The organism is Streptomyces sp. NPDC092045, assembly GCF_044756005.1.
Taxonomy (GTDB): Bacteria; Actinomycetota; Actinomycetes; order Streptomycetales; family Streptomycetaceae; genus Streptomyces.
The window spans coordinates 1-12,450 of the sequence record NZ_JBIVSC010000009.1 but is presented as its reverse complement, the minus strand read 5'-3'; the positions used below and the strand labels follow the sequence as shown (position 1 = coordinate 12,450).

The 12,450-nt window shown below is 74.2% G+C and carries 8 protein-coding genes; 5 read left to right on the top strand and 3 right to left on the bottom strand.

Going from position 1 to position 12,450, the window contains the following annotated elements; translation table 11 throughout:
* The first annotated feature begins 73 nt into the window (after positions 1-73).
* The 4 genes from ACIQKA_RS21425 to ACIQKA_RS21410 all read left to right on the top strand — a co-directional run bounded on the left by ACIQKA_RS21425 (position 74) and on the right by ACIQKA_RS21410 (position 7,782).
* The gene (locus ACIQKA_RS21425; RefSeq protein WP_402541968.1) at positions 74-1,756 is read left to right on the top strand and encodes a thiamine pyrophosphate-binding protein; all 1,683 of its coding nucleotides are present in this window, start codon (positions 74-76) and stop codon (positions 1,754-1,756) included.
* A gap of 219 nt (positions 1,757-1,975) precedes the next feature.
* Positions 1,976-5,707 (top strand): ABC transporter ATP-binding protein, encoded by a 3,732-nt coding sequence (locus ACIQKA_RS21420; RefSeq protein WP_383440439.1) that lies wholly within the window; start codon positions 1,976-1,978, stop codon positions 5,705-5,707.
* 83 nt (positions 5,708-5,790) lie between these two features.
* Positions 5,791-6,213 (top strand): hypothetical protein, encoded by a 423-nt coding sequence (locus ACIQKA_RS21415; RefSeq protein WP_383149577.1) that lies wholly within the window; start codon positions 5,791-5,793, stop codon positions 6,211-6,213.
* Positions 6,214-6,312: 99 nt separating this feature from the next.
* Positions 6,313-7,782: an aminopeptidase gene (locus ACIQKA_RS21410; protein ID WP_402541966.1), complete on the top strand. Its 1,470-nt coding sequence runs from the start codon at positions 6,313-6,315 to the stop codon at positions 7,780-7,782.
* A gap of 59 nt (positions 7,783-7,841) precedes the next feature.
* On the opposite strand, the gene ACIQKA_RS21405 is transcribed toward ACIQKA_RS21410, so the two are convergent.
* Positions 7,842-9,692: a glycoside hydrolase family 3 protein gene (locus ACIQKA_RS21405; protein ID WP_402541965.1), complete on the bottom strand. Its 1,851-nt coding sequence runs from the start codon at positions 9,690-9,692 to the stop codon at positions 7,842-7,844.
* A gap of 226 nt (positions 9,693-9,918) precedes the next feature.
* Complete coding sequence (locus ACIQKA_RS21400; protein ID WP_383428923.1) at positions 9,919-10,830, bottom strand: LysR substrate-binding domain-containing protein; 912 nt, start codon at positions 10,828-10,830, stop codon at positions 9,919-9,921.
* A 108-nt stretch (positions 10,831-10,938) separates the two neighbouring features.
* On the opposite strand from ACIQKA_RS21400, the gene ACIQKA_RS21395 reads away from it, so the two are divergent.
* A complete protein-coding gene (locus tag ACIQKA_RS21395; RefSeq protein ID WP_402541963.1) occupies positions 10,939-11,886 on the top strand; it encodes an EamA family transporter in 948 nt (315 codons plus the stop codon).
* Between the two features lie 174 nt (positions 11,887-12,060).
* Here ACIQKA_RS21395 and ACIQKA_RS21390 read toward each other — a convergent pair.
* Positions 12,061-12,450 (bottom strand): transposase family protein (locus ACIQKA_RS21390; RefSeq protein WP_402541961.1); only part of this gene is annotated, 390 nt, incomplete at its 5' end.

Genomic DNA, 12,450 nt, shown 5'->3' with positions numbered 1-12,450 from the left:
ACTGGTGACCGTCGGGCGCGGCCGCTCCCGGCCGCGCCCCGACCGACTCCGCCACCGCCCCGAGGGACCCGCCATGACCCACGACCACGACCTGGTCCTGCGCCCCACGCCCGCCCAGATCGAGGCGGCCCTGAACCCGCCCCCGGGCCGGACCGGCGGGGACCTCGTCGTCGAGACCCTCTCCGGGCTCGGCGCGACCACCGTCTTCGGCCTCCCGGGGCAGCACGCCCTCGGGATGTTCGACGCGCTCCGCCGCTCGCCGCTGCGGTACGTGGGCCTGCGCGTCGAGAACAACGCGGGCTTCGCCGCCGACGCGTACGGCCGGATCACCGGCGAGGCGGCCCCGCTGCTGCTCTCCACCGGGCCCGGCGCGCTCCTGTCGCTCGCCGCGCTCCAGGAGGCCGCCGCCGCCTCGGCGCCGGTCGTCGCGATCGGCAGCCAGGTCCCGGCGGCCGGGCTCGGCGGCGGCCGGCACGGCTACCTGCACGAGCTGCGCGACCAGCAGGCCTCCTTCCGGGACGTCGTGAAGTCCGTCCACACGGCCCGCACGCCGTCCCAGATCCCCTCCGCGATCGCCGCCGCCTGGGAGTCGGCGCTGACCGCCCCGCACGGGCCCGTCTGGGTGGAGATCCCGCAGGACGTGCTCACGGCGCGGACGACGCTGCCGGTGGTCACCGCGATGGACGCGACCCCCGAGGAGGTCGTGCCGCGCCCCGAGCTGACGGCGGTGGCGGCCCACCTGCTCGCGCACGCCGAGCGGCCCGTGATCGTCGCGGGCGGCGGGGTCGTCCGCTCCGACGCGTCCGGGAAGCTGCGGGCCCTGGCCGAGCGGATCGACGCGCCCGTGGTCACCACCTTCGGCGGCAAGGGCGCCTTCCCCTGGAAGCACCCGCTGTCCCTCCAGTCCTGGCTGGAGGACCGGCACACCACCGACTTCCTGGAGGACGCCGACGTCCTCCTCGTCGTCGGCTCCGGACTCGGCGAGCTCTCCTCGAACTACCACACCTTCGCCCCGCGCGGCCGGGTGATCCAGATCGAGGCGGACGCGGGGAAGCTGGAGTCCAACCACCCGGCGCTCGGCATCCACGCCGACGCCCGGCTCGCGCTCCAGGCGATCCTGGAGACGGTCGGGGAGCGCACCGACCCGACCGCGCCCGAGCGGGTCGCGGCCGTCCTCGGCCGGGTCCGGGACCGGATCGACGCCCAGGACCTCGGCACGGAGCAGCGGGTCGTCGCCGCCGTGCGCGAGGCGCTCCCGGACCGGGCCCCGAGCTTCTGGGACATGACGATCCTCGCGTACTGGGCCTGGTCGGCCTTCGACGCCCGGCACCCGAACACCATGCACTCCGCGCAGGGCGCCGGCGGCCTCGGCTACGCCTTCCCCGCCGCCCTCGGCGCGGCCGTCGCGGACCCCTCCCGGCCGGTCCTGGCGGTCTCCGGCGACGGCGGCGCGATGTACTCGCTCGCGGAGCTGGCCACGGCGAAGCAGCACGGCCTCGACGTGACGTGGCTGATCGTGGACGACGGGGGCTACGGCATCCTGCGCGAGTACATGACCGACGCGTACGGCGAGGCCACCGGCACCGAGCTGACCCGCCCGGACTTCGTCGCCCTCGCCGAGTCCTTCGGCGTCCCCGGCGTCCTCACCACCCCCGACGCCCTGGCGGCCGACCTCGCGAAGTCCCTCGCGACCCCGGGCCCCTCGGTGGTCGTCCTCCCGGCCCTCCTGAGGATGTTCGAGCCGACGCACCTGTGAGGCGCCCCGGCGCCCCTTCCGGCCCGGCGCGCCTCACGGGCGCGGCGGCTCCGGGCCTCCCCGCCCGCGCCGCGCCGCCGCGCCCCGTCCGCCCGGGCGGCCCGGGACCGGAGACCGAGCCGCCCTCCGCCCGCGGTCGGATCTTTGTTGCGGCGGGATGAAATCGCACGTCGGCCGCGTTGGGGCTTCCGGTAGAGCAGGACGTACGGGAGGTCACACGTGGCGGTCGGGGAGAAACAGCAGGGCTGGGCGCGCAGACTCGCCGGATACGCCTGGCGGTACCGGGCCAACACGCTCCTGGCGCTCGGGTCGTCCCTCCTCGGGATGGGCGTCCTCGCCCTCGTGCCGCTCTTCACCAAGGTGATCATCGACGACGTCATCGGGACGAGGACCCGGGACCTCGCCACCTGGACGGGGCTCCTCGTCGGGGCCGCCGTCCTCGTCTACGCCCTCACCTACGTGCGCCGCTACTACGGCGGGCGCCTGGCGCTGGACGTGCAGCACGACCTGCGCACCGACATGTACGGCACGATCACCCGGCTCGACGGGCGACGGCAGGACGAGCTGTCCACCGGGCAGGTCGTCGGGCGGGCCACCACCGACCTCCAGCTCATCCAGAGCCTGCTCTTCATGCTCCCGATGACCGTGGGGAACGTCCTGCTCTTCGTGATCTCGCTGGGCGTCATGGCCTGGCTCTCCCCGCCGCTCACCCTCGTCGCCCTCGCCGTCGCCCCCGCCCTCTGGTACATCGCCCGGCGCAGCCGCACCCGCCTCCACCCGGCCACCTGGCACGCCCAGCAGCAGGCCGCCCTGGTCGCCGGGGTCGTCGACGGGGCCGTGTCCGGCGTCCGGGTCGTCAAGGGCTTCGGGCAGGAGGACCAGGAGACCGGCAAGATCCGCGAGGCCGGGCGGAGGCTCTTCGCGGGCCGGCTGCGGACGGTCCGGCTCAACTCCCGGTACACCCCCGCCCTCCAGGCCGTGCCCGCCCTCGGCCAGGTCGCCGTCCTGGCCCTCGGCGGCTGGCTCGCCTACGAGGGGCGGATCACCCTCGGCACCTTCGTCGCCTTCTCCTCCTACCTGGCCTCCCTCGTCGGCCCGGTCCGCATGCTCGCCATGGTCCTCACCGTCGGCCAGCAGGCCCGCGCCGGCGTCGAGCGCGTCCTCGACCTCGTCGACACCGAGCCGGTGGTGAAGGACGGCACCAAGGAGCTGCCCGCCGACGCGCCCGCCACGGTCGAGTTCGACGACGTCTCCTTCGCGTACGAGGACGGGCGTCCGGTGCTCGACGGGTTCTCCCTGGAGATCCGGTCCGGCGAGACCGTCGCCCTCGTCGGCGCCTCCGGCTCCGGCAAGTCGACCGTCTCGCTCCTCCTGCCCCGCTTCTACGACGTCTCCCGGGGCGCCGTCCTCGTCGGCGGCCACGACGTCCGCGAGCTCACCCTCGACTCGCTGCGCGCCGCCGTCGGCCTGGTCCCCGAGGACTCCTTCCTCTTCTCCGACACGGTCCGCGCCAACATCGCGTACGGCGCCCCCGGCGCCACCGACGAGCAGATCGAGGCCGCCGCCCGCGCCGCCCGGGCCGACGGGTTCGTCGCCGAGCTGCCCGAGGGGTACGACACCAAGGTCGGCGAGCACGGCCTGACCCTCTCCGGCGGCCAGCGCCAGCGCGTCGCGCTCGCCCGCGCGATCCTCGCCGACCCCCGGCTGCTGCTCCTGGACGACGCCACCTCCGCCGTGGACGCCCGGGTCGAACACGAGATCCACGAGGCCCTGAAGTCGGTGATGGCGGGCCGTACGACCCTGCTCATCGCCCACCGCCGCTCCACCCTCAACCTGGCCGACCGCATCGCCGTCCTCGACGGCGGGCGCCTCGCCGACATCGGCACCCGGGAGGAGCTGGAGGAGCGCTCCCCGCTCTTCCGCCGCCTGCTCACCGACCCCGAGGAGCTGGGCGCCGTCTCGCCCGGCCGCGTCACCCCGCCGGCCCCGGCCGAGGACCGCACGCTGCGGGACGAGCTGGACGCCGAGTTCGACGCCGAGCGGGGCATCACCCCCGCCCTGTGGGTGCGGGACGGGGCCGCCGGCCGGGAGAGCGCCGTGCCCGGCGCCACCCCCGAGCTGCTCGCCGCCGTCGCGGCCCTGCCGCCCGCCACCGACGTCCCGGACGTCGACGAGGCCCGGGCCGTGGCCCCCGAGGACGCCTACGGCCTGCGCCGGCTGCTCCGGGGCTTCGGCCTGCCCCTGCTCATCAGCCTCGGCCTGGTCGCCCTCGACGCCGGCACCGGCCTGCTGCTGCCCGTCCTGATCCGGCACGGCATCGACGAGGGCGTGAACCGGCTCGCGATCGGCGCCGTCTGGGCGGCCTCCGCGCTCGCCCTGGTCACCGTGCTCGTGCAGTGGGTCGCGCAGACCGCCGAGACCCGGATGACCGGCCGCACCGGCGAGCGGGTCCTCTACGCCCTGCGCCTGAAGATCTTCGCCCAGCTCCAGCGGCTCGGCCTGGACTACTACGAGCGCGAGCTGACCGGCCGGATCATGACCCGGATGACCACGGACGTGGACGCCCTGTCCACCTTCCTCCAGACGGGCCTGGTCACCGCCTTCGTCTCCGTCGTGACCTTCTTCGGGATCATGGTCGCGCTCCTCGTGCTCGACCTCCAGCTCGCCCTGGTGGTCTTCGCGACCCTGCCGGTCCTCGTCGTCGCCACGTACTTCTTCCGGCGCTCCAGCGTGAAGGCGTACGAGCTGGCGCGCGAGCGGATCAGCGTCGTCAACGCCGACCTCCAGGAGTCGGTGGCCGGGCTGCGGATCGTGCAGGCCTTCCGCCGCGAGCGCTCCGGCGCCGAGCGGTTCGCCGGGCGCAGCGACTCCTACCGCGAGGCCCGCGTCCGGGGCCAGTGGCTGATCTCGGTCTACTTCCCGTTCGTCACCCTGCTGTCCTCGGCCGCCGCCGCGGCCGTCCTGGTCGTCGGCGCGAACCGCATCGAGGCCGGGACGCTCACCACCGGCGCCCTCGTCGCCTACCTCCTCTACATCGACCTGTTCTTCGCGCCCGTGCAGCAGCTCTCGCAGGTCTTCGACGGCTACCAGCAGGCCGCCGTCTCCCTGAAGCGGATGCGGGAACTGCTCCAGGAGCCGACGTCGACGGCCGCCGCCGACGCGCCCCTGGACGTGCTCTCACTGCGCGGCGAGATCGCCTTCGAGGACGTGTCCTTCGCGTACGGCGAGGACGTCGGCGACGGGGGAGAGGCGGCGCTGACCGGGATCGACCTGCGGATCCCGGCCGGGCAGACCGTCGCCTTCGTCGGCGAGACCGGCGCCGGGAAGTCCACCCTGGTCAAGCTGGTCGCGCGGTTCTACGACCCCACGGGCGGCCGGGTCACCGCCGACGGCACCGACCTGCGGGACCTCGACCTCACCGCGTACCGGCACCGGCTCGGGGTCGTCCCCCAGGAGGCCTACCTCTTCGCCGGGACGGTCCGCGACGCCATCGCCTACGGGCGGCCCGGGGCGACCGACGCCGAGGTGGAGGCGGCGGCCCGCGCGGTCGGCGCGCACGAGATGATCGCCACGCTCGACGGCGGCTACCTCCACGAGGTGGCCGAGCGCGGCCGGAACCTCTCCGCCGGGCAGCGCCAGCTGATCGCCCTGGCCCGCGCCGAACTCGTCGACCCGGACATCCTTCTCCTGGACGAGGCGACGGCGGCCCTGGACCTGGCGACCGAGGCCCAGGTCAACCAGGCCACCGACCGGATCGCGGGCCGCCGCACCACCCTCGTCGTCGCCCACCGCCTGACCACGGCGGCCCGCGCCGACCGGGTGGTCGTCATGGACCACGGCAGGGTCGCGGAGGACGGGACCCACGACGAACTCCTCGCCCTGGGCGGGCGGTACGCGAAGCTCTGGAGCACCTTCGTCGGGGAGGCGGAGCCGGCGCGGATCGAGGCCTGAGGCGTACCGGAGGCAACCGTTCGGGGGACCGGTGCGTCGTAGTCCCGTACACCAGTGCGGAGACACGCCCGGGAGGGGAACGCATGGCCACGGACGACACGCCGGCCGCCCGGCGCGGGCGGCGGGCGCCCGCCCGTGTCCTCGTGCCGCTGCTCACCGCCCTCGCGCTGCTCCTGCTGCCCTTCCCCGGCGGCCCGGGGTCCGGCACCGCCGACGCCGTCTCCGTCTGCCAGGGGCGGCCCACCCGGACGATCGCCTTCCCCACCGGGGAACTGCGCCTCTACCGGACCCGGCAGTACGTCTGCGCCCTCACCGTCGCCAGGACCTCGGGCCCCCGCCGGCCCATGTCCGTCTCGATCCAGCCGCGCGGCGGCCGGCCCGCCGTCAGGTCCGGCCGGTTCGACCGGCGGACCGGACCCCTCACCGTGCACGCCCTCAACCGCTGCGTCCGGGCGTCGGGTTCGGTGGCGGGCCGGGGGACCTCCACGGGGTGGATCCTGTGCTGAAGCACAGGAAAGTTCACGAGTAAGGACCAACTGGGTCTGGCGGTCCACACGTTGCCCCCGCTAGGTTCGCGACACCGTTGTGAATCATGGGGAGGGTGCATGCGCACGTCGCTCAGGCTGCTGCTGTCGCTCTCGGTGCTCATAGGCACCGTGGGCTCCACCGGCGTGGCCACCGCCGCGGACACGGACACCGACACCGCGTCCGTCGCCGACTCGCGGGGCGGGGCCGTCGACCGGGCCGCCGCCAAGGACATCAAGGACCGCATCCTGGCGATCCCGGGAATGACCCTGATCGAGGAGAAGCCGTACGCCGGCTACCGCTTCTTCGTCCTGAACTACGAACAGCCGGTCGACCACGCGCGCCCGTGGAAGGGCACGTTCCAGCAGCGGATCTCGGTCCTCCACAAGGACACGGACCGCCCCACCGTCTTCCGCACCAGCGGATACAACCTGAGCACCACGCCGAGCCGGGCCGAGCCGACCCGGATCGTCGACGGCAACCAGATCTCCATGGAGTACCGCTTCTTCACCCCGTCCCGGCCGCAGCCGGCCGACTGGTCGAAGCTGAACATCTGGCAGGCCGCCAGCGACCAGCACCGGATCTTCACCGCCCTGAAGAAGATCTACGGCAAGAAGTGGCTCTCCACCGGCGCCTCCAAGGGCGGCATGACCGCCACCTACTACGAGCGCTTCTACCCGCGCGACATGGACGGCGTCGTCGCCTACGTCGCCCCGAACGACGTGGTCAACGACGAGGACTCGGCCTACGACCGCTTCTTCGCGACCGTCGGCACCAAGGAGTGCCGCGACCGCCTGAACGGCCTCCAGCGCGAGGCGCTCGTCCGGCGCGCGCCGCTCCAGGCCAAGTACAAGGCGTGGGCCGAGGCCGAGGGCGCCACCTTCAACACCGTCGGCACGCTCGACAAGGCCTACGAGGCCGTCGTCCTCGACTTCGTGTGGGGCTTCTGGCAGTACTACGGCCAGGACGTCTGCGACCAGATCCCGGTGGCGGAGACCGCGACCGACGACGAGGTGTACGACACGATCGACGCCTACTCCGGCTGGTCCGCCTACACCGACCAGGGCCTGGAGACGTACACGCCGTACTACTACCAGGCGGCGACCCAGCTCGGCGCGCCCTTCATCAAGCAGCCGCACCTCAAGGGCCTGAGCCGCTACGGCTACCAGCCCGCCCGCAACTTCGTGCCGCGCGAGATCCCGGTCAAGTTCGACCCGCGGGCCATGAAGGACGTGGACTCCTGGGTCCGCAACAACGCGCGGCGGATGCTGTTCGTCTACGGCGGCAACGACCCGTGGGGCTCGGAGAAGTTCCGCCTGGGCAAGGGCGCGCGCGACAGCTACGTGTACGTGGCCCCGGGCGCCAACCACGGCGCGAACGTGGAGGGCCTGGTCGAGGCCGAGCGGGCGAAGGCCACCGCCCGCATCCTCGCCTGGGCCGGCGTCCCCGCCCCGGCGGAGCGGGCGGCGCAGCCGCTGGCCCGCTTCGACGCCCGCCTCGACAGGGCGGTCGACGAGGAGGCGACCCGGGAGCACGGCCTGCGGCCGTAACCCCCGGTGACGTGAGGAGGGGGCGCACCCGGCCGGGTGCGCCCCCTCTGTTCCGTCCGCTAGCGGTACGAGAGGCCGTACCCGACCGGGTACAGCACCCGGGCCGGGTCGGCCGCGCTCTGCACCGGCACCGGCAGCCGGCCCACCGGCCTCGCCCGCCCGGCCAGGACCCGGACGGCGGCCCGGAGTTCGACGTCGGTCCAGGAGTAGGCGGCGAGGGCCGCCCGCTGGCCCGTCAGGTGCGCGACGTCGTACGGGTTGCGGATCGCGACCGTCACGACGGGCACCCCGGTCGCCGCGAGCCGTGCCACCAGGGTGCGCTGGGTGCTGGTCGCGGTGACGTTGTACGTGCCCACGACCACCGCGTCCCTGCCGGCCGCCGCGGCCACCGCCTCCTCGATCCTCGCGGCCGTCGGGGCGGTCCCGGTGGAGAGCGCCGTCGCGGTGAACCCCAGCTCCCGCAGGGCCGTCGCCAGGGTGGCGGTGGGCGGCCCGGTGGTGCCGGACGGCGAGGCCGGGTCGGCGCCGACGACCAGGACCGAGCGGTGGCGGGAGGGGCGCAGGGGCAGGAACCCGCCCTCGTTGAGGAGCAGGGTGGTGGTCGCCTCGGCGATCCGGTCGGCCTGCGCGAGGTGGGCCTTCGTGCCGACCACCCGCTCGACGCCCGCCCGGGTCACGTACGCCTGCCGGAACAGACCCAGCCTCGCCTTCAGGCGCAGGATGCGCAGAATCGATTCGTCGAGCCGGGCCTCGGTCAGCTCGCCGGTGCGGACGGCGTTCAGGACCGCGTTCCAGGCGACGTCGAGCTTCGGCGGGTTGAGGAGCTGGTCCACCCCGGCCCTGAGCGCGAGGACCGGGACGCGCTCGTCGCCGTACTTGGTCCGCACGCCCTCCATGCCGAGCGCGTCGGTGACCACCACGCCGTCGTAGCCGAGCCGTTCGCGCAGGATGCCGGTGAGGATGGGCCGGGAGAGGGTCGCCGGGTCCCCGCTCGGGTCGAGCGCCGGGACCACGATGTGGGCGGTCATGATCGAGTCGATCCCGGCGGCGATCGCGGCGCGGAACGGCGGGGCGTCCAGCTCCTCCCACTGCTCCCGGGTGTGGGTGATGGTCGGCAGGCCGTAGTGGCTGTCCACGGCGGTGTCGCCGTGGCCCGGGAAGTGCTTGGAGGTGGCCGCGACCCCGGCCCGCCGGTAGCCCTCGGCCTGGGCGACGACGAGTCCGGCGACCGCGCGCGGGTCGGAGCCGAAGGAGCGGACGCCGATGACCGGGTTGGCCGGGTTGACGTTCACGTCGGCGACCGGGGCGTAGTTCTGCCGGATGCCCATCGCGGCGAGTTCGGCGCCCGCGATCCGCGCGGCCCGGCGGGCGTCGGCGTGCGAGCGGCCGGCGCCGAGGGCCATCGCACCGGGCAGCAGGGTGGCGGGCTCGCCCACCCGGCAGACGATGCCGTGCTCCTGGTCGGTGGAGACGAGCACCGGGACCGGGACGGGCCGCGCGAGGGCGGCCCGCTGGATGCCGTTGGAGAGGTCGGCGATCTGCTGCGGGTCGCGGGTGTTGTGGGCCCAGGAGAAGTAGATGATCCCGCCGACGTGGTAGCGCGCGATCAGCTCGGCGGCCGTGCGGACCCCGATCTCGGCGAGGTTGGCGTCGACGTCCGCCCGGTCCGGATCGGTCGCGGAGTGCCCGTACACCCGCATCACGAAGAGCTGGCCGACCTTCTCCTCCAGGGACATGCGGTCGACGATCCGCCGGAGACTCCGGTCGTCGTGCCGCTCGGGCGCGGCCAGGGCGGGGGCGCCCGTCCCGGTGACGGCGGCGGCCGCGGCGGCGGCGGTGACCGCGAGGAGGGTGCGTCGGGAGGGGACGGGAGCGGGGGCGGAGGGGGGTGCGGGGGCGCGGTGGTGCACTGATGCTCCTTCCGGCCGTGCGGGGGTGAAGGAAACTTCCAAGGGGACACGGATAGCCGGAAAGTAACTGCCAGGTCAAGGACCCGCGCGGGAATCGCCCGGCGGCGGGCCTGAGTGGAGGCGTACGGGGGCGCCCGTCCGCCCGGTGGGCGCCTGTCCGTCCGGTGGGTGCCCGTCCGCCCGGTGGTGGGCTCGTGGGACGCCCGTCCGCCCGGCCGCGGGTCCGTCAGGCCCGGGACGCTATGGACGGCCAGAGTTCCTGGAGGGTGCTCACCGTCTCGCGGATCGCCGGGCGGCGGGCCGCGCCCGTGCGCCACATGGCGTGCAGGCGGCGCTTCGGCATCGGGTCCAGGCGGATCGGCGCCACCTCCGGCGGCAGCGCCCCGCGCCCCAGGCGGGGGACCAGGGCGATGCCCTGGCCGGCCGCCACGAGCGCCACCTGCGTGTGGTTCTCGCCCGCCTGATGGACGATCAGCGGCTCGTACCCGGTCGCCCGCAGCGTCCGCACCAGCCAGTCGTGGCAGACCGAGCCCGGCGGCTGCGAGATCCACCGCTCGTCCGCCAGCTCCTCCCGCCGCACCGAGTCCCGCGCCGCCAGCGGGTGGTCCCGGGGGACGAGGATGTCGCACAGGTCGTCGCCGACGACCGCCTGCTCGACCCCCGGCGGGGCCGGCAGCGGCGCGATGTCCCAGTCGTGTGCCACGGCCAGGTCGATCACGCCCCGCGCCACCAGGTCGACCGACAGGTGCGTGTCCACCTCCGAGAGCCGCACGTCCAGGTCGGGGTGGCGCCGGGTCAGCTCCGCGAGCGCCCGGGGCATCAGACCGCGCGCCGCGCTCGGGAAGCAGCCGATCGCGAGCCGCCCGGAGGGCTTGCCGCGCCGTTCCTCCAGACGCACCTCCGCCTCCTCCATCAGGGCGAGGAGCCGGCTCGTCGTGGCGGCGAGCTGGTGGGCCTCGTCGGTGAGCCGGATGCCCCGGCCCTGCCGTTCGAGCAGGGTGGTGCCGGTCTCCCGCTCCAGCTTGGTGATCTGCTGGGAGATCGCGGACGGGGTGTAGCCCAGGGCCTCGGCGGCGGCGCCCACCGTCTTGTGGACGGAGACGGCGTGCAGGGCCCGCAGACGGCCGATGTCCAGCACGGTGACCACCTCGGAGGGTTCGGAGGAGCGCGGGATGAAGCGTTGCTACATCCCATCATGTAGCGATCCGTGCTGGTGCTACACGGTCGCCGAGGGGATCCTCGGACCATGCGCCCCGCACACATCGCCCTGGCAGCGCTGGTCGCCGCTGTCTGGGGAGTCAACTTCGTCGTCATCGAGATCGGCCTCGGCCACTTCCCGCCGCTGCTCTTCTCGGCCCTCCGGTTCCTCGCCGCCGCCCTGCCCGCCGTCTTCCTCGTCGGCCGTCCGAAGGTGGCCTGGAAGTGGATCCTGGGCGTCGGCCTCGTCCTGGGCGTGGTCAAGTTCAGCCTGCTCTTCATCGGCATGGACCTGGGCGCCCCGGCCGGGCTCTCCTCGCTGGTCCTCCAGGTCCAGGCGGTCTTCACCGCCCTGTTCGCCTTCGTCGCCCTCGGCGAGCGGCCCGGCGGCGTCAAGGTGGCCGGCATGGCGATCGCCCTCGCGGGCATCGCGGTCGCGGCGGTCGACGAGGGCGCCTCGGGCCCCCTGGTCGGCTTCCTCCTGGTGATCGGCGCGGCGGCCTGCTGGGGCGTCTCCAACGTCCTGACCCGCAAGGCCTCCCCGCCCGACGCGCTCAACTTCATGGTCTGGGTCAGCACCGTGCCCGTCCTGCCGCTGCTCGCCCTCTCGCTCCTCGTGGAGGGCCCCGAGCGGGACCTCGCCGCGCTGCGCGGACTGGACTGGACGGGCGTCGGCGTCATCGTCTACGTCGCCTGGATCACCACCATCTTCGGCTTCGGCGCGTGGGGCTGGCTCCTGCGCCGCTACCCGGCCTCCTCCGTGGCGCCGTTCTCGCTCCTCGTCCCGGTCTTCGGGATGTCGTCGGCGGCGCTGTTCCTGGGCGAGGGGATCAGCGGTCTGCGCTGGTGCGCGGCGGCGCTGCTCGTCGGCGGCGTGGCGCTGACGTCGCTGTGGCGGGGCGCGCCGCCTCCCGTTCCGCCGGCGGTGACGCCCGCGGAACGGGAGGCGGCCCCCAAGGACCCGCTGCCCGCCGGCGGCGGCCCGCTCGCGCCGTGACCCGCCGGACGCCACCGGCCGGGACGCGTGTCGAAGGTCCCGCCCGCCCGGCGGCGCCCGGCACGCGCTCCCCCGTGGTCCTTCGGGCGGACGGCGCCACTCCCGACACACGCCCTAAAGGGTGTTGCAGAAGGTCGGGTTCGGACAGGCCTGAATGGCGTTTGACCTGCCATTTCACCGGGTCATGGCGAGGTTGTGCATGGCGGCGACGGCCTGGACGGCATGGTGGAGTCCGTCGCCCCGTTGCCGGCAGTCGCGCAGGATCTTCCAGTTCTTCATCCGGGCGAAGGTGTGCTCGACACGGGCTCGTACCCTTCGGTGCTCGGCGTTGTCCTCCTCCTGCCCGCGCAGGAGGGGGCGGTTGGCTCTCTTGCGGTGCGGGACGATCAGGCCGGTGCCGAGGTAGGCGCCGTCCGCGATGACCGTCGTGCCCGCCGCCAGGGCGGGCAGGTCCGACTCCCGCCAGACATGCGCGTCGGCCTTGTTACCCGGCGCCGGCCGGGCCGCCGCGATGACCAGGCGGGTGTCTGCGTCGATGATGACCTGCACGTTCGCCGAGAACCG